The 17964-nt window shown below is 37.5% G+C and carries 14 protein-coding genes and 1 pseudogene; 13 read left to right on the plus strand and 2 right to left on the minus strand.

Annotation, left to right across the window (positions count from 1 at the left end; all coding sequences use genetic code 11):
* The first annotated feature begins 2 nt into the window (after positions 1-2).
* From cas5e to LG003_RS08620, 3 genes and pseudogenes are all read left to right on the plus strand, one after another.
* Positions 3-749, plus strand: coding sequence for a type I-E CRISPR-associated protein Cas5/CasD (gene cas5e, locus LG003_RS08610; RefSeq protein WP_112877101.1), 747 nt, complete (start codon positions 3-5; stop codon positions 747-749).
* On the plus strand, positions 736-1410 hold the full coding sequence (gene cas6e, locus LG003_RS08615) for a type I-E CRISPR-associated protein Cas6/Cse3/CasE (protein WP_112877100.1): 675 nt from the start codon (positions 736-738) through the stop codon (positions 1408-1410). The genes cas5e and cas6e overlap by 14 nt, the downstream gene beginning before the upstream one ends.
* Positions 1411-2484: 1074 nt before the next feature.
* Positions 2485-3146 (plus strand): annotated as a pseudogene (locus LG003_RS08620) (transposase); the annotation flags it as partial.
* A 990-nt stretch (positions 3147-4136) separates the two neighbouring features.
* Here the strand turns inward: LG003_RS08620 and LG003_RS08625 are convergent.
* Positions 4137-4751, minus strand: coding sequence for a plasmid pRiA4b ORF-3 family protein (locus LG003_RS08625; RefSeq protein WP_112877099.1), 615 nt, complete (start codon positions 4749-4751; stop codon positions 4137-4139).
* A 672-nt stretch (positions 4752-5423) separates the two neighbouring features.
* Here LG003_RS08625 and LG003_RS08630 point away from each other — a divergent pair.
* From LG003_RS08630 to LG003_RS08660, 7 genes are all read left to right on the plus strand, one after another.
* Positions 5424-7001: a phosphoethanolamine transferase gene (locus LG003_RS08630; protein ID WP_112877098.1), complete on the plus strand. Its 1578-nt coding sequence runs from the start codon at positions 5424-5426 to the stop codon at positions 6999-7001.
* A 956-nt stretch (positions 7002-7957) separates the two neighbouring features.
* A complete protein-coding gene (locus LG003_RS08635) occupies positions 7958-8479 on the plus strand; it encodes an AidA/PixA family protein (RefSeq protein ID WP_112877097.1) in 522 nt (173 codons plus the stop codon).
* Positions 8480-8515: 36 nt separating this feature from the next.
* The gene (locus LG003_RS08640; RefSeq protein WP_112877096.1) at positions 8516-9106 is read left to right on the plus strand and encodes an AidA/PixA family protein; all 591 of its coding nucleotides are present in this window, start codon (positions 8516-8518) and stop codon (positions 9104-9106) included.
* A gap of 536 nt (positions 9107-9642) precedes the next feature.
* Positions 9643-10224 (plus strand): AidA/PixA family protein, encoded by a 582-nt coding sequence (locus tag LG003_RS08645; RefSeq protein WP_112877095.1) that lies wholly within the window; start codon positions 9643-9645, stop codon positions 10222-10224.
* Between the two features lie 39 nt (positions 10225-10263).
* Complete coding sequence (locus LG003_RS08650) at positions 10264-10860, plus strand: AidA/PixA family protein (RefSeq protein WP_112877094.1); 597 nt, start codon at positions 10264-10266, stop codon at positions 10858-10860.
* Between the two features lie 470 nt (positions 10861-11330).
* Entirely contained in the window at positions 11331-11912 is a 582-nt protein-coding gene (locus tag LG003_RS08655; protein WP_112877093.1) for an AidA/PixA family protein, read from the plus strand.
* Positions 11913-11951: 39 nt separating this feature from the next.
* Positions 11952-12548 (plus strand): AidA/PixA family protein, encoded by a 597-nt coding sequence (locus tag LG003_RS08660; RefSeq protein ID WP_112877092.1) that lies wholly within the window; start codon positions 11952-11954, stop codon positions 12546-12548.
* Between the two features lie 396 nt (positions 12549-12944).
* On the opposite strand, the gene LG003_RS08665 is transcribed toward LG003_RS08660, so the two are convergent.
* The gene (locus tag LG003_RS08665) at positions 12945-13517 is read right to left on the minus strand and encodes a tyrosine-type DNA invertase (protein ID WP_112896199.1); all 573 of its coding nucleotides are present in this window, start codon (positions 13515-13517) and stop codon (positions 12945-12947) included.
* 683 nt (positions 13518-14200) lie between these two features.
* On the opposite strand from LG003_RS08665, the gene LG003_RS08670 reads away from it, so the two are divergent.
* The 3 genes from LG003_RS08670 (at position 14201) to LG003_RS08680 (ending at position 17947) form a co-directional block, all read left to right on the plus strand.
* Positions 14201-14740 carry a fimbrial protein gene (locus LG003_RS08670; protein ID WP_112877090.1) on the plus strand — a complete coding sequence of 180 codons (540 nt, stop codon included), beginning with the start codon at positions 14201-14203 and terminating at the stop codon, positions 14738-14740.
* Positions 14741-14823: 83 nt separating this feature from the next.
* The gene (locus LG003_RS08675) at positions 14824-15372 is read left to right on the plus strand and encodes a fimbrial protein (RefSeq protein ID WP_112877089.1); all 549 of its coding nucleotides are present in this window, start codon (positions 14824-14826) and stop codon (positions 15370-15372) included.
* Between the two features lie 19 nt (positions 15373-15391).
* Positions 15392-17947, plus strand: a complete 2556-nt coding sequence (locus LG003_RS08680; RefSeq protein WP_112877088.1) for an outer membrane usher protein — start codon at positions 15392-15394, stop codon at positions 17945-17947.
* The last annotated feature ends 17 nt before the right edge of the window (positions 17948-17964 follow it).

Genomic DNA, 17964 nt, shown 5'->3' on the forward strand with positions numbered 1-17964 from the left:
GAATGAAAGCATATTTAGTCTTCCGATTATATGGCCCGATGGCAAGTTGGGGACAACCTGCGGTTGGGGGGGAGAGGCCAACGGAATTGTATCCTGGTCGCTCTGCGATTTTGGGGTTATTAGGAGCAGCGTTAGGTATTCGACGAGATAATGAGTCTGAATTAGCAAAATTACAAAAAAGTGTGTTAATTGCAATTAAGCAGACAGTTCCTAGCTCTTTAATGCGTGATTATCATACGACACAGGTGCCGACGCACAATAATAATGTGGTTCATCAGAACCGTAAAAGTGAATTAAGGTCAGATAAACTTAATACCATCCTGTCTAATCGTGATTATCGTTGTGATGGTATTTGGATCGTTGCTATTACATTAACTGAACACGCTTGTTTTACGCTTGAACAATTCCGGGATGCTTTACTTAAACCCGTATTTATCTTGCATCTTGGACGTAAATCTTGCCCGCTTGCTTTGCCTCTCAGCCCTAAACTCATTACGTCATCGGCATTAAAAATGGCATTGGATATCTCTTTTCCACCGTTGATTCATTCTGATAGCGAAGATAAGTTGTGGCTAGGCGCAAACGGTATTGTGACTTATTTTTGGGAGGGAAATAAAGATGAAATTATCTCTTCAAATATCTTAATCAGCCATCCTTGGGATGAGCCGATTAACCGAGGGCGTTGGCAATTCCGGCAACGTACTATGTATCAACTTTCTATCGAGGAGGGTGTTGATGTATTTGTCTAAAATTGTGCTTCGGCAATCGAGTCAAACAGCAAATATATTAGCAAAATTGGGTGCAAATGGCGTTTATACTTCTCATCAATTGTTATGGAAATTGTTTTCAGCAGACGAAAAACGGCAATTTCTATTTCGGGAAGAGATCGGAATAATGGGATTACCTGTATTCTATGTTTTATCTAAAACCTCACCTCAAACTCAGTCACCATTGTTTGAGGTGGAAACGAAAGCATTTTATCCTCAATTGAAGGAGGGGCAGCGTTTAGCTTTCAAATTACGCGTTAATCCAACAATCTGTATTACTGATCCTTCTGGAAAACGTCAGCGTCATGATGTCTTGATGCATGCTAAGTTTCAGGCAAAACAGCAAGGTGAAACGGAACAGGGGAAAATAAAAGTTATGATGGAGAATGCTGCCCGTAATTGGCTGTTAAATCATCGTCGTATGCAGCAGTGGGGTATTCAGTTTGACGATTTACTGGATATTGAAGGTTATACTCAGCATCGAAGTGTAAAAAAGCAGGGGCAAAAAATACAATTTTCCAGTGTTGATTTTCAAGGGCTTCTGACGATTACCAACGGTGAGCTATATTTGGAACAGTATGCAAAAGGCTTTGGTCGTGCTAAAGCGATGGGATGTGGATTGATGTTAATCAGAACAGTATAATGGCATTGATGTCATTTAAATTTATTTTTGTTGAAGATCGTAATGCAATATTCTTTGTTGTATGAGGATATTGATGTTAAAGGTAGCAAATTCGCTGTTGTTAGGCGTTCGTGTTATGTTTCAAAAGCATGGTAAAAAGTGATATTGCTAACTAATATCATCCTGTAGAGTAAGGCGTGGTCGTTACTCTCGGAAATATTGATAAAATAATTACCGTGTTCCTCACCTCTGTGGGGATAAACCCGAATTTTGGTATACATTTGCACAGGGAAAAATATGTTTCCTGTGTTTAATGGGATAAACCGCTATAATTAGTGGTAGGATATCGTGTTAGTGAGTGTTCCTGGTCATTACCGGGGTAAACCAAACTCGATAAATCTCGTCAAAGAGAGAATTTAAGTGTTCCCTGTATTTGCGGGGATAAACCGCGGCATGAGTGATGCTTTACTATGTTCACTAAATGTTCCCTGTACTTACGGGGATGGACCTAGCAGTGCTCCAAATAGTTATATAGCTAAGGATGAGTTCCCTGTATTGTACTCACGGGGATAAACCGTACGAAAATGACACTGATCATTGGCTTCCTTGGTGTTCCCTATCTCTCTGGGGATAAACCGGACAGTAACAGTGATAGAGTCGGTAGTAATTGGTGTTCCTTGTGTCCACGGGGGTGAACCGAACTGATACTGTTGTGTTTTGGATTTGGAAGCGTGTTCCCTGTACTTACGGGGATAAACCGAACAGTTAGCGTTTGAGCTGGCAGAGATGGACTTGTTCCCCGTTTCTACGGGGGTAAACCGCTAAATACAGAACTATCTCCATCTGTTGCAATTTGATCCCTGTAATCTACGGGGATCAACCGTCATCCGGAAAGATAATTGACGTAAAAGGTCAGAGTTCCTTGAATTGATGGGGATAAACCAGATTCAGGTTTCATGATGATAGTTGAAGTAGAAATGTTCCCCGTTTTTACGGGGACAGCCCTTTGGGCTTTCAGATTGTTGACAAAGTGCTGGTTTTTTATCCGGCACTTTGTTTTAATTAAGTTCCGTTCATTCAACGGAGCTTGCCGCCATGCTAAGAACACCCCCTCTCCAGACTTTCCCGCCAGAAACGCTCTCGCTTGACGAACTGGTTCCTAAAAATCATTTGGTCCGTCAAATCGATGCCGCCATTGATTTCGAATTTATCCGCGAATGAGTCGCCCCATTGTATTGCCACAATAATGGCCGTCCTGCTATCGATCCGGTCATGCTGATTAAAATGATGTTACTCGGCTACTTGTTTGGTGTCCCCAGTGAACGCCGTCTGGTACAGGAAATTCAGGTTAATGTGGCTTACAGCTGGTTTCTGCGCCTCGGACTGACAGAGAAGGTCCCTGATGCCTTAACCCTGAGTCAGAACCGCCGCCGTCGTTTCAATCATACTGCGGTCTTCCAGCAGATTTTTGACCACATTGTTGAACAGGCGATGGCCAAAGGATTCGTAGGCGGACGCGTACTCTATACCGACAGCACCCACCTGAAAGCCAGCGCCAATCCGCATAAATCGGAGAATGTCATGCGGCCGGTTCCCCCCGGTGCCTATTTTGACGCACTGGATAAAGCCGTCACTGAAGACCGGGCGGCAGCCGGAAAAAAAGCCTGAAGCCAGCCCTAAAGAAACGGCAGAGAAAGACGAAGGTTAGTCCCACTGATCCGGAAAGCGGGTTTATGCACAGGACCAACAAACCCAGGTGATCAAGACGTTTAATGACAGGCTCAGGTATGGACATAGTCACTTTCCGGCAAATAAAAGTAATAGCTCAAAACGCGCGATCGCCGTCAATCTCATTGGCGCTATTAAAGATATAAAGTATGCGTAAGATCACACTGTTTTTAAATCAGGAATGAGGTGCGGAATGACAGCTATAAGTTTTTTATCTGGAAATATGTTTGTGAGACGATTAGTGTGGCCCCACAGGGGTTTCATATTTTGCCCAGAGTTGAAATAATCAATTCTTTTGTTAAAGAAATAATGTAGTAAAAATCCCATCATCACCGATAAAAACAGCGCTTATCGCGTGAATAATGGCGAGTTGATGACAGGAAGACAGAAATCAATCCTGATCAGTTAATCCCCAGGAATAAGGGGAACAGGGAGGTAATTTTTTTAAATATAGTCCATATGATGGAGGTTAATTAGTAATTAAACATTCATCAGATAGCAAGCGTTTTTTTCAAATTTACAAAAATATAAATTTGTAAGAAAGTGTTATAAATTCAATATAAAATCAAGCTATCTCGAAGTCATTATATTAATCTTTAGTTAAAAAATATTTTTATTACAATCTGTTATGATGATTAATGGCATTATCTATTTAGTCGTTGTTTTAATAACTTTGTTAATGCAGCCGGAAAGGAGTGGTGAAAGAAGAGAATCTTATATGCATGCTTCGTTTTTGCATGCGGTTTGTATTTCCTATTGATTGATAAGAATCGCCGGCAATAGTAATACCTGCTGTGATAGTTACTGTATTTAATATCAAATGAGTGATGATAATGGTGTTAAATACCAGTGCAGCTTGATAGGGCTAATCTGAAAATACCGCAGAAACTGCACTCGATACTGAGTTAAGTATCATCTAATTCCATGGGAAAAATTAATTCAAATCAAGTCACGATGTTTGTCATAGTGACTCATCTGAAACTTTTCCCAATGATGATAGATTTGTCTCTTTGTTAAATTCACTCCCAATCCCACAAGAGATGGTAACGATCTCGTGACCAGCGATAATAGAGCGCCAAGAAAGCATTAATATTGTTAATGGGAAATTGCTCGAAGTCGAAATGTTCATCTTCATCCAAATCAAGTAATTCGCTTATCCATAGCCGCGTTTCTGCATATTCCTCATGGCAAGGATCATTCAGTATTGCGATTAAATCTTCATAACCATCAATCCCGCCGGTATCTTCAAAGGGACAGGCGCGAGCACCATCCAGACAATAAAAAGGAAGCGGAAGATCATTTGCCGGATAATCACTGTTTTCTAAAGTAATTTCGTGTTCCCATTCATCACCAAAATCATAGAGATAGGTAAAAGATCGCCCTTTTTGTTTAATCAGATCAGCCAGACGGTATAAATCTTCTTCCTTGCCATCAGATGGGCTTTCTGGCATTTCTGTTAGTCGCAATTTGCCAATACGAAATTCATGTAGATGACTATCCTGCCATCCCATAATGATCTGTATCACGTCATGCAGCCTGTCAAATGAAATAGAGGCGGGAACGACAAATTGCCGCCAAATAGCGGGTTTTGAGTCTGTGAGCGTTACTTTTAATTGATAGAATTTTTCATTCATCACTAACCTCCTAATGGTTTTGAGATGATTCTTTCCATGTGTGCCATCTATTGTCAATATTTTATTGGATTTTCCTGGCTGGATTTACTGGAATGCCAGCATGTTTAGCTTTGTATGAAAAGCTTGGGCCATGTCATCAATTTCAGCGGCTAATGTTCATAATAGCTTTTAACAACGGATAACTTGACCTGACTCGTTTTCTCTTTACTGAATATCGATTGAGAGGATAATGTTTCTTTAAGATACACAGTGCTTAAGGTAGATATTTTAACTATTTTTCAGTTAGTTATCAGTTTCCTCGGATATATGCCTTCGTGCATAAGTTACTTACTCAGTATAGTTTAAAATTACGAGCAGGATCGATATATTCAGAAGTTTTGCTATTAACAAAAAAAACGCATATTATTTACATACCGTTAATCAAATATAGAAGATTAATAACTGTCCTGACTCAGGAAATCCTTAACTAAATTACAGATAAATGAGTAAGGTGTTTTTTTATGCGTTAGTTTAATAGCTCAGTGTAGCAATCTGAATGGTGCTGCTTGAAGTTGTATCATGGATAGTAGTTGATTAATCACGGATTTTCTTATTGTAAAACCACTCCTATTAATAAGAAAAGGTTATGAATTTTTGGTGTTTTATTGCATAGATTAAAGGAAACGAGTAAGTATGCTGTTGAGTAAAAAAATCCAAGAAAATTTCACTTTGATATGCTTATTTGGTTTTATTTCATTGGCCCATTTAAGCCTTGGATATCAGCTAAAGTTTATATATGTATTTAGCGCTTTTTCAATTCTGATATTATTATCTAATTTTAACAAATATATATATTATATTTTTGTATTCATGATTGGATTAGTTGGCGTGATCTATTCTCCTGTTGGATTGAATTATGGTTATCCCGATATAAATTCAGTGGGATCTTTAATTTATACGAATAAAAATGAAGCGTTCGAATTTATCAGCGGGCTGCCTATTTTTACCTATTTAGTGGTGTCAGCTATTATTATATTAATGATTTTATCTTTTAAGATAAAAGCGACGCTGAAGAGAAAGAGTACAATATTTTTATCACTATTTTTTGTATTGTCAGCTTTCTGGTCACCGGTAAAAGGATATATAAATTCCGGTTTCAATCCTGACTTTAATCTATTGGCATCAGGATTACCCGAAGTTAGATTTTTTAGTGATGTCGTTGAGAGCTATAAAGAAGTTAATTCAGAAAGAATGAGGTTCGCTGAAATAATAAAACAGAAAGACTCTTGGCAGCCGGTGGTAAAAGAGGATAAATATGAAACCTATATCATGGTCATTGGTGAAAGTGTTCGAAAGGACTTTATGAATGCGTATGGTTTTCCTTATAACAATACGCCGTGGCTGGACAAGGCGAATGGCAAGATATTTACAAATTACATCTCATCAGCGGCATCGACTCAGTTATCTTTGACTAACTCACTGGCTCTGAAAGGTGAGAATGCGATCAATTTGAATGATAGTGTCATAACATTGGCGAAAAAAGCCGGGTTTTATACTTATTGGATATCTAATCAGGGGATGAAGAGTGCTTTTGATTCTCCAGTTGCGTTGATTGGACAACAGGCAGATAGCGTCCACTTCCTGAAAAGTGGCAGTTCTGATGACCGGCGTTATTTGCCTGATGATAAATTGATGCCTTATATTAAAGAAGCATTGATACCAGAAAAGAAGAAGAAACTGATTGTTATTCACCTGATGGGATCTCACCCACAGGCGTGCGTCAGAACGAATGGAAAATATGATCTGTTCTTACAATCGGAAGAAATTTCTTGTTATGTAAAAAGTATATCTAATACAGATAAATTGCTTTCTGAAATTGCGTCTGAGGCTAATAATCATCATTTAAGATGGACGATGCTTTATTTTTCGGATCATGGGCTTTCTTATGTTGATAAAGGAACCGATCAGGAAAACCTGACACATGATGATGAAAATAAACAGAGTTTTCAGGTGCCGTTTTTTATTACTGGCAGTAATTATTCTTATCGTGAAGAGATAACGGCACAAAGAAGTGGATTGCATTTTCTGACTCTATTTTCTGAGTGGCTTGGAATAAGAGAAAAGAATATTCCCGATGATTGTAATATGATGTCTAATAGTCAATGTAGTGGGCAAAATAAGATTGTTACCTTTAAAAATGAAGTTAAAGATTATGATGAATTAAATGAAGATCTTCCCGATACACAATTCTTGTCGAAGAATATCAATTGATAATTTATGTTAATTAATTATTATAGTGATGATTTAATCATTGAGTAAAATTAAATGACACAAGGGATTTCTTCTAAAGAAGAGATCCCTTTTACAATCGTCCACACTTTAGTTGAGTGCTGATGAGATATAATGTTTCATCTTATGTTATCGGTATTTTGTTATTCTTAGGCTGATTCCAATAATATAGCTTGCTTCTTTGGTGCTGCTTTAGCTAAAAAAATACACTTTGTGATTAGATATAGGAAAGCGTATCTTTAATACCAGAGGGAATAAATTAAACGCTGAGAATTTTTTAAAAGCTTACAAACCTTCGCTACAAGACGAGCATCTACATCAATATTATATGGGGAGGTGTATGATAAATGAATATTTATTCGATGCTATATAAATAATTTATAATATTGATAATGAATCGAAGAATATATTATAGTGTCAAACTTTTGAATCAATAAAATAAATGATAATTTGCTGTTATATATACCCTATGGATTTCAAGATGCATCGCGGCGGCAAGGGAGCGAATCCCCGGGAGCATAGAGAACTATGTGACCGGGGTGAGTGAGTGCAGCCAACAAAGAGGCAACTTGAAAGATGACGGGTATATAAGTAAAATATAAGGAAGGTCATAATGTAGAGTTTGTTAATATAAAAAATATCGATAAGGTTAATCTCGTTGAGATCAAGTTAAATATCACCAACAACGACATCTTAAAAGAATACTAATCTGTTTATGAACTAATATCGTCATGATATTAGTTTGATATAAATTCTTTTTTTAAAACAATAAATTATCGGTGGGATTTGGCTGTATCTAAAAAGACTTCTGATAAATATATAAGTAATTTTCTTATCTAAACTGTGATTTATACCAGTAGTTATTTCAGGTTTAGTAGTTAATTATTAGAATGATAGAGGACTCTTAGTGCAACTTAATCCAATGAAGGGGTACAAAAATGAATGAAGCTGTAGATGTTCTTATTTGTGTGGATGTTGATGGTATCATTAATGATTATAATAAACTGGGAGCAAATCCAGACAACTCTACAATGGTAGATAATAAATATTTTCATTACATTACTAATAATGAAAATGCTTATACACCTAAAGACAATGCTACGGGTGAATTGATAGTAAAAATGGGTGTTGGCGATACTATCAGGTGGAGAGTAATATCTTTAACTCAACAGTTGATACATTCAGTAAACTTATACAAAAAAACTAAAGAAAATAGCTATAAAGCGATAGCACCGATAAAATATACTCAAGAAGTAACAAGGGTCAATTACCCAGAACAAGATGATAATCAATTACCCGGTACACCGTTTAAATATGGAGTAGAATCTGTAACACAATCCTGTATAGAATCAGAAGGTAAGAAATCAGGTAGAGAAAGATTGACTTTTATAATAAGCATACATTATAACCTTGAGTTAATTGGGTATATTTCTCATAGCTCTTTTATTCACGTTTTGTAAACTACAAAATTAATATAAGATAATAGGGATAACATTATGAATACTACTGATAATGCTGAATTTTCTAAGAGTATAGATATTTTAATATGTATCGATGTGCAATCTATCTTAAATAAGTTTGACAGTCTGAGCCAGGATTATAAAAAGCCGACTAAAATTGATGATAACTTGTTATATTATATTACCACTGAGAATCAAGCGTATTCTCCCGAGAAAAACGCTACAAATTCACTTAAGGTTACAGGTAAGGTAGGTGATGTAGTTAGGTGGCAATCTTCTAGCATATCTGCTCAATTTAACCATAAGGTGTTTTTATATCGTATGGAAAAAAAGGATGCTAATGATTGCATTTCTCAACCAATGACGGTATATACATTAACTAATGTTGTTGTCCCTAAGCTTAAAAAAGCGCTAATACCTCCAGAAGAAGATATTATTGAATTGCCACAAGCGCCTTTATCCGATTTTATCTATGAAAAAAGACATATTTACTATCAAAAATCTACGCTGCGTAGCCCAGGTATAACTCAATATGCATGGTATATATCTATCTATGATGACTTAAATAAGCTGGTTGGTTATTGCTATCATACGCCATTAACGAGTATCGTTATTTCTGAGGATTAATTGTAATTTAACCATTTAACCAGCTAATGTAACTTAGTATTTTAATTTGTCGAATTAATATACGTGTTACGCCAAGGATAGGCAGAATTGCATTTAATATAAAAATTAAAAGTTTCACTGCCATATTACTTAATAAATATATCAAATTTATTTTCATTTTATTATTAAACTAGAAATTTATAGTTAAATTAATTATTCGGTATTTTATTTTTTTTACTACATGTTTTTATTGTTAATTTATTATAAATAACAATAAAAAATTAATTTTACAGTTAAATATCACAAAAATATAATATTAACTTAAGAGAGGATGTTGAATTACTCATGTTTGCAAATGGTGATTTAATACTAAAAATAATAATTACTCATTTCAATATTAACATGAAGTTTATTTATATATTGAATAATTGTTGCAAATATATAGATAATTTATTTTTAAAAACTATGATTTATATCAGTGGTTTTTTTGAACTTAATTATTAATATAATAGATGATTGTTAAACAATCTAACACTTTATTGTGAAGGAGAATAGATATGAGCGACGCTATAGCGATTTCGAAATATCAAACTGTAGATATTCTTATTTGTGTGGATGTAGAAGCTATTCTTAGTAATTATGATTTAAGTAAATCAAAAACACTAGGGACGGCGAAATCAGTACATAATAAATATTTTTATTATATAACAAGCAATGGGAATCTTTATACTCCTAAAAATAATGCTAAAGGAGAGTTGGAGGTAATTATTAATGTTGCTGATAGCATTAGATGGAGGCCAATGTCTTTGACGCAGCAATTTGAATATACAGTACTTTTATGCCGCATGAGATTACAAGCTGATGACGGTGGTGATGTTTCGCTTATAACATTACCGCAACTTGATTATGGTGATATTTCTATTCCTTATTTGGCTAAAGCTGATAATAATAATATAAGTAGTGTGGTATATAAAAGAGATGGAGAAAGTCATGGTGGACTAATAACACGATATTATCATGAATCAACAGCGCAGAGGGTGGGGCGTGGTTCGTATGTCTGGTATATGAAAATATATCGTAAAAAACAACTCATCGGATATATTGGTCATGATCCTTTCATTACAGTTCTAGATAATTAAATACTTATAAAACCAATATATAAAAACAGGAATAGTATTATGAATAATATTGAATATACAGAGCTGGATGATGCAAGGTCCATTATTGGTGTACAACTGATTGATGTTCTTGCTATTGTTGATGTAAAAGCTATCACAAATGATCTCGGTAATTCTATTAGTAAGGACCCTGGCAAACCAACGGTAATGGATGATAAATACATTTATTACATTACTTCTCAAAATAATATCTATGTTCCCAAAAATAATGCTCAAGGTACACTTTTAATTCAAGGTAAGGTAGGGGATATCGTTAGATGGCGGGCCTCGACGCTATCAGCTCAATTTGATGATCAAGTATTTTTATATCATATGGCAGGGGTAGGTGCCCAATCGCTAGTTTCGCCTCCAACTCTAACTTCAGCTATATCTCAAGTTGCGGCTCCAAGTAAAGAGGCAACGTTAGGGACTAACCAAGACTATCCTGTAGTACTGGAAACTCGTAATATTTTCAATCAAGGATCTAAATTACGTACTCCAGGTATAGCCAAATATTCATGGTATATATCCATTTTCGAACGATGGAATGTTAAAGATAATATTGGTAATCTTGTTGGTTATCTTGCTCATTCTCCAAATATTCAAGTGGTTGATTAAATTTAACATTACTTAAAAATTTAATAAATCAACCATGAAATATTAAAAGTTGGTAAGTAATCACTGGAAAACAGCGTATAATTTCCAGTGATTTTACTTTATTTACGATGATTAATCGTCATCTAATTATTCAACTAAATGATATATACCCTATGGATTTCAAGTTGCATCGCGACGGCAAGGGAGCGAATCCCCGGGAGCATAGTTAAATATCAGGAAAGTATCACTTTAACGCAAAAGAAAATGTTGAATTACTCATGTTTACAAATTGTGATTTAATACTAAAAATAATAATTTTTTGATTCAATATTAATATGAATTTCATTTATATGTTGAAAATTTATTGTAAAAATACAAGTAATTTTATTTTAAAAACTATGATTTATATTAGTGGTTTTTTTGATCTTAATTATTAATATAAAAGATGATTGTTAAACAATCTAACACTTTATTGTGAAGGAGAATAGATAATGAGTGACGCTATAGAGAGTTCTAGATATCAAGTTGTGGATATTCTGATTTGTGTCGATGCAGAAGCTATCGTTAGTCATTATGATTTAAGTAAATCACAAACATTAGAAACTGCGAAAGTGGTATCTAATAATTACTTTTATTATATAACAAGTACTGGGAATCTTTATGCTCCTAAAAATAATGCTCAAGGAGAATTGGAGATAACAGTCAATGTTGCTGATGACATTAGATGGAGGCCAATGTCTTTGACACAGCAATTTGAATATACAGTACTTTTATGCCACATGAAAGGAACCGCGATTAGCGGTAATGATGTTACGCTTATAACATTACCGCAACTTGATTATGGTGATATTTCTATTCCTTATTTGGCTAAGGCTGATAATAATAATATCAATAGTGTGGTATATAAAAGAGATGGAGAAAGTCATGGTGGACTAATAACACGATATTATCATCAATCAACGGCTCAAAGAGAGGGGTACGGTCAATATACTTGGTATATAAAAATATATCGTAAAAAACAACTCATTGGATATGTCTGTCATGATCCTTTCATTAGAGTTCTAGATGACTAAATACTTAGAAAACTAATATATAAAAATAGGAATAGTATTATGAATAATATTGAATATACAGAACTGGATGATGCAAGGTCCATTGTTGGTGTACAACTGATTGATGTTCTTGCTATTGTTGATGTAAAAGCTATCACAAATGATCTCGGCAATTCTATTAGTAAGGACTCTGGCAAACCAACGGTAATGGATGATAAATACATTTATTACATTACCTCTCAAAATAATATCTATGTTCCCAAAAATAATGCTCAAGGTACACTTTTAATTCAAGGTAAGGTAGGGGATATAATTAGATGGCGGGCTTCAACTTTATCGGCTCAATTTGATGATCAGGTATTTCTATATCATATGGCAGGAGTAGGTGCCCAATCACTAGTTTCGCCACCAACTCTAACTTCGGCTGTATCTCAAGTTGCGGCCCCAAGTAAAGAGGCAACGTTAGGGACTAACCAAGACTATCCTGTAGTGCTGGAAACTCGTAATATTTTCAATCAAGGATCTAAATTACGTACTCCAGGTACAGCCAAGTATTCATGGTATATATCCATTTTTGAAAGATGGAATGTTAAAGACAATATTGGTAATCTTGTTGGCTATCTCGCTCATTCTCCAAATATCCAAATAGTTGATTAAATTTAACATTACTTGAAAATTTAATAAATCAACCATGAAATATTAAAAGTCAGCAGGCTATCACTGGAAAACAGGGTATAATTTCCAGTGATTTTATTTTCTTCATTCCTGAGAAAGTATCCATTCATGTAATAATGGAATTTTTTATTAAAACTCTCATTGAATACACGTTTTTATTTAATTGTTTTATCTTTTAATTTCCAAGAAAATTATTTTAAAAGTAATTATAAGAAATAATGGGTAGATCTTATAATGTGAATAACCATTTTATCGGATAAAAACCCTCATCAGTATATGGACAAGGATTTTTATAATCGAATGATTGGATGATTTTTTTGTTTTAGAGAGAAATAGTTTCTCATACTACATGTCTTACATAGAAAAGAGATATTGAAATTAATCGAGTCCTTTTGCAGGAGCCTCCCATATTTTGAAAAATCGTTTTACATTGCTTGCGGTGTAAATAACGGTATGGGATATATTTCGATGACCGAGATAATCTTGAATAAGGCGTGTATCTCTTCCTAAATCAGCGAGAGCATAACCACAGGAATGTCTTAACATATGTGGATGAGGTGAAATATTGACTAATGCTTGTTTGCCATAACGCTTTAATAAACCATAAACTTGTTGGCGTGAAATAGCACCTGATTTTTGTGATAAAAAGACCCACTCTGTATCTGATTCTCTCCAACTCTTTCTAATATTAAACCATTGATTTAAAGCTTTAATTTCTTCTGGTATTAGTGGATGTGTTGTTGATAATCCCCCTTTTAATCGTCTGACATGAATAATTTCTGAGTTAAGATCAAGATCGGATAACGTTAGATTGCATAACTCGCTCACTCTAAATCCATGAATGAAGCACATTAGTAGCATGCAATAATCTCGCTCGGCATGATATCCTTGACGTGCTTTTTCTAAAATCGCATTAATTTCATATCTGGTTAAAAACTTACGTTTCTTCATGAAAATAATTCCTGTGAAATTGGGGCGGATAGTTATAGGTAGAGAAATAATATTAATCTACCGGAATATATCAATTAATAGAACTTTTATAAAATTATTAGCTGATAACTCTATTTATTTTGGCAAAAATCTATAAATACCGTTTTTAGATAGTTATAAATAGCCATTTTTTAATAGAAAATATCAGCTTGTAAGCTTTGCAATTATATATTTGGAAATTATTTAACAACAAAAAGAAACTAAACAGAATGCACCAAACTGTAAATATGTTCCTATAAAACGACTGATTAAGTCAAATTTTGTGTAATTCCAAATTGCTAATCTTTAACTATTTATAATATATGGCTTTTTTTCATTATTTTTTACTATTTTTCATACTTTACCATCAAATTATTGTAAAAAATTAGTGGGTTCATCTGAATTCAATCAAATATTAATTCATTAATTAGATTATAAGTTCAAATTAATGTCTTTTTTAGAATATTAACTCCGAAATATCATGCATTCTTAGTTTTTTTGACTGAAAAAAACAGTTTGGTGCATTTTGTTTGGTTTAGAAAATATTAATCCGAGATTTTTAAACTATTTTGCGCTGAATATTAGGTGCATGGGGCTGGAGTCCTGCACGGTTATTTTTTTATGGTTATGGGTATTTTATCCTTAAATTCAAGGAATTAGTTCACATGAGATTGAATAAATTGGTTATGGCCCTGGGGTTAGGTGTGGCTTTGGCTGCCGGTTCGGTAAATGCAGCGAATCCTAGCCAAGGTCACGGAACGGTGACTTTTACCGGGTCTATTACTGATGCGCCTTGTTCTATCACCCCGGAAACGGTTGATCAGGTAGTACCGATGGGCTCTATTTCTAGCGCATCTTTGAAAAACGGTGGCCGTTCTTCTTCCACGCCATTCAAAATTTCTTTAGATAACTGTACGACTGAAACGATAAGTACAGTCACCACGACGTTTGTTGGCGCCAAATCTAGCATCGCCGGCGGTGATGGTTTGCTGGGTATCGAAGGAATTGCTAAAGGTGCGGGTATTGCGATCACTGATGCGGGCGGTAACAAAATCAAACTAGGTACCCCCTCACCGGCTGTAGCTCTGCATGATGGTAATAATGATCTGCATTTTGCTGCCTATCTTCAGGGTGATACTTCACCTGATGCCGTTGTTCCGGGTAATTTCACCGGCATTGCCAACTTCCAGCTGACTTACCAATAAGTCTTTTCATGCACGGAAACGCTTACAAGGAGGCGGGCGTTTCCTAATCAAAAGTTTTGAATAAGTTTAGCTGGAGAGAAGTCATGAGCCGATATTCTGCCGTTGTTGTAGTGCCCTGCCTGTTAATGTTTTCCTGTGTTATTGAAGCTGAAACGGCTGCTCCACAAGGAACGCAAGGATATGGTCGCGTTAGCATGCAAGGCACCATCATTGATACGGCCTGTGCGATTGATGCAGGTAGCCGTGACCAGACGATTGAGTTAGCCACAATCCCGGTAAGCCGGATGATGCATGATGGACAGGGAGCCGTGCGCCCCTTTTCCATCCGTTTGATTAACTGTGTACTGACTTCTGCCGCCTTGGGTAAACCCGATTGGCGCCACTTTCAGGTGATGTTTGATGGCGTGCCGGATGGGAACAATTTCCGGTTATCTGGTGTGGCTCAAGGAGTGGCATTACAAATTACAGACATATACGGCAATCAGGCGTATCCGGGAACTCCACTACCGGTGGGGGACTTACAGGCAGAGCAGATGAAGCTTAATTACGTGATGCGATTGGTGGGCAATCACCAGTTATTGCAAGCGGGGCAGTATCGAACCACGGTTCGGTTCAGGCTGGATTATCACTAATCATCGATCTGGGAATGTTATGGCTTTGTTTTTGGGTTTGACCACTGAATATGACAGGGTGGTCTCGGTTCGGTGTGTCCTGAAACCTCTTATTGTTTCGGTACTGCTTGCTTTAATGGGTACTCATGCGGTGTATGCGGAAGAGGAAATTGAATTTAATACGGACGTGTTGGATGTTCAGGATCGTTCTCGGATTAATTTAAAAGAGTTTTCCCGTGCGGGTTATATCATGCCGGGGAATTATCAGATGACGGTGCGTCTGAATAAAAGCGAACTGCCGGAGATGCCTGTGACTTTTATGGTACCACCGGATGATCCGAAGGAGAGTGTGGCGTGTTTGCCGCCTGAGCTGGTCAAGCAGTTGGGGCTGCGGGCGGAATGGGAATCAAAGATTACCTGGTGGAACAATAACCAGTGTCTGGAGACTAAAACGCTGCCTGGCATGACAGTGCGCGGTGATCTGAGCAGTGACACGTTATACCTGAGTGTGCCTCAAGCCTATCTCGAATATAACTCACCAGACTGGGACCCGCCGTCACGTTGGGATGAGGGGATTTTCGGAATGATGTTTGATTATAACGTCAATGCTCAGATCTCTAAGCCGGCGAAGGGAAGTGCAAATCAGAATGTCAGTGCTAATGGTACGACTGGGATAAATTTGGGGGCGTGGCGCCTGCGGGCAGACTGGCAATCACAGTATAACCACGTCACTGGGCGGGCAGGGAGCACAGAAAAAAACTGGGATTGGAGCCGTTATTACTTGTACCGGGCAATACCACATTGGCAGGCTAAGCTAACGTTGGGTGAGGATTACCTTAATTCAGATATCTTTGACAGCTTCCGTTTTACCGGTTTGAGTCTGGTGACGGATGACAATATGTTGCCTCCGAACCTGCGAGGCTATGCGCCAGAGGTGACGGGGGTAGCGAAAACCAATGCCAGAGTGACTATTCGTCAGCAGGGGCGGGTGTTGTATGAGACCCAAGTTGCGCCAGGTCCATTCCGTATTCAGGACATCAATGATGCAGTGAGCGGCAAACTGGATGTGCGGGTAGAGGAGCAGGATGGCGGTTTACAGGAATTTCAGATCGATACTGCGAATATTCCCTATTTAACTCGTCCGGGCCGGGTTCAGTACAAACTGGCGGCGGGTAAGCCGACTAACTGGAAACATCACAGTGAGGGATCGGGCTTTGGTATTGGTGAGTTTTCCTGGGGAATAAACAATGGTTGGTCGCTGTACGGTGGGATATTGGGGGCCGGGAATTATAACGCGTTGTCATTGGGGGTTGGGCGTGATCTGATGGTTTTTGGCGCTCTTTCCTTTGATGTCACTGAATCCCGCGCCCATTTACCGGCTGAGGACCAAACGTTGACTGGTGGCTCTTATCGTCTCAGTTATTCCAAGCGTTTTGAGGAGTATGACAGTCAGGTGACTTTTGCCGGTTACCGTTTCTCGGAACGTGACTTTATGAGCATGAGCCAGTATCTGGATCGCCGTTATCACGATGGTGATGCGGAGAGTAATAAAGAACTTTACACCATTATGTTGAATAAGCAGTTTACGCATATTGGTACCAGTATCTACTTAAATTACAGCCACCAGACTTATTGGAACCGTTCGAATAACGATCGCTATAACTTATCGATATCACGTTATTTTGATATTGGAAGTTATAAGAATATTAACCTGAATCTGTCTGCTTACCGTAATAAATATGAAGGTAAAAACGACGACGGGATGTATATGACATTATCCCTGCCGTGGGGTAATTCAGGAACTGTCAGTTATAACGCAATGGTCAACCGGGAAGGTAACTCCCACACGGTAGGTTATTACGACCGAATTAATGAAAACAGTAACTATCGTTTAGCGGCTGGCACCAGTATTGATGGCAAGGCTGCGGCTAACGGTTATTTAACCCATTACGGCGATCGTGCTCAACTAACGACCAGTGCAAGTTATCAGGATGGGCGTTATACCACGGGAGCGCTTTCTATTCAGGGGGGGATGACCGTGACGCCGAAAGGCGCGGCATTGCATCGCATTAATATGCCGGGTACCACCCGTTTGATGGTGGATACCGATGGTGTCGGTGGCGTACCGGTGAAAGGCTTTGGCGCGATTACCCATACCAATATGTTCGGTAAAGCGGTGATCTCTGATGTGAACAACTATTACCGTAACAGTGCGAGTATTGATTTGAACAAACTGCCGGACAATGTGGAGGCAATCCGGTCGGTACAACAAGCGACGCTGACGGAAGGGGCGATAGGTTATCGTAAATTCCAAGTGATATCCGGTGAAAAAGCGATGGGTATGATCCGCTTGCCGGATGGTAGCACGCCGCCGTTTGGGGCAACGGTACTGAATAAGGATCAACGGGAGATCGGTATTGTCAGTGATGGTGGGAACACCTATTTGAGTGGGATCAATCCGGGAGAGAAACTGGATGTGCGTTGGGATGGGGAATTGCAATGTGTGATTGAGCTGCCACATCAATTACCAAAAGTAGAAGAGATGGCTTCGTTATTACTGCTCTGCCAGTTAGCCGACGGCAATAAACAGCCATAACTTTCATTGACTGGCAG

The organism is Photorhabdus kleinii (genome assembly GCF_025384885.1).
GTDB lineage: Bacteria > Pseudomonadota > Gammaproteobacteria > Enterobacterales > Enterobacteriaceae > Photorhabdus > Photorhabdus kayaii.

Coding starts and splice junctions, on each gene's coding strand:
- LG003_RS08630 (WP_112877098.1), top strand. CDS start 5,424: ATGCTGTTGAGTAAAAAAATCCAAGAAAATTTCACTTTGATATGCTTA.
- LG003_RS08655 (WP_112877093.1), top strand. CDS start 11,331: ATGAGTGACGCTATAGAGAGTTCTAGATATCAAGTTGTGGATATTCTG.
- LG003_RS08635 (WP_112877097.1), top strand. CDS start 7,958: ATGAATGAAGCTGTAGATGTTCTTATTTGTGTGGATGTTGATGGTATC.
- LG003_RS08660 (WP_112877092.1), top strand. CDS start 11,952: ATGAATAATATTGAATATACAGAACTGGATGATGCAAGGTCCATTGTT.
- LG003_RS08650 (WP_112877094.1), top strand. CDS start 10,264: ATGAATAATATTGAATATACAGAGCTGGATGATGCAAGGTCCATTATT.
- cas5e (WP_112877101.1), top strand. CDS start 3: ATGAAAGCATATTTAGTCTTCCGATTATATGGCCCGATGGCAAGTTGG.
- LG003_RS08670 (WP_112877090.1), top strand. CDS start 14,201: ATGAGATTGAATAAATTGGTTATGGCCCTGGGGTTAGGTGTGGCTTTG.
- LG003_RS08675 (WP_112877089.1), top strand. CDS start 14,824: ATGAGCCGATATTCTGCCGTTGTTGTAGTGCCCTGCCTGTTAATGTTT.
- LG003_RS08645 (WP_112877095.1), top strand. CDS start 9,643: ATGAGCGACGCTATAGCGATTTCGAAATATCAAACTGTAGATATTCTT.
- LG003_RS08665 (WP_112896199.1), bottom strand. CDS start 13,517: ATGAAGAAACGTAAGTTTTTAACCAGATATGAAATTAATGCGATTTTA.
- LG003_RS08640 (WP_112877096.1), top strand. CDS start 8,516: ATGAATACTACTGATAATGCTGAATTTTCTAAGAGTATAGATATTTTA.
- cas6e (WP_112877100.1), top strand. CDS start 736: ATGTATTTGTCTAAAATTGTGCTTCGGCAATCGAGTCAAACAGCAAAT.
- LG003_RS08680 (WP_112877088.1), top strand. CDS start 15,392: ATGGCTTTGTTTTTGGGTTTGACCACTGAATATGACAGGGTGGTCTCG.
- LG003_RS08625 (WP_112877099.1), bottom strand. CDS start 4,751: ATGAATGAAAAATTCTATCAATTAAAAGTAACGCTCACAGACTCAAAA.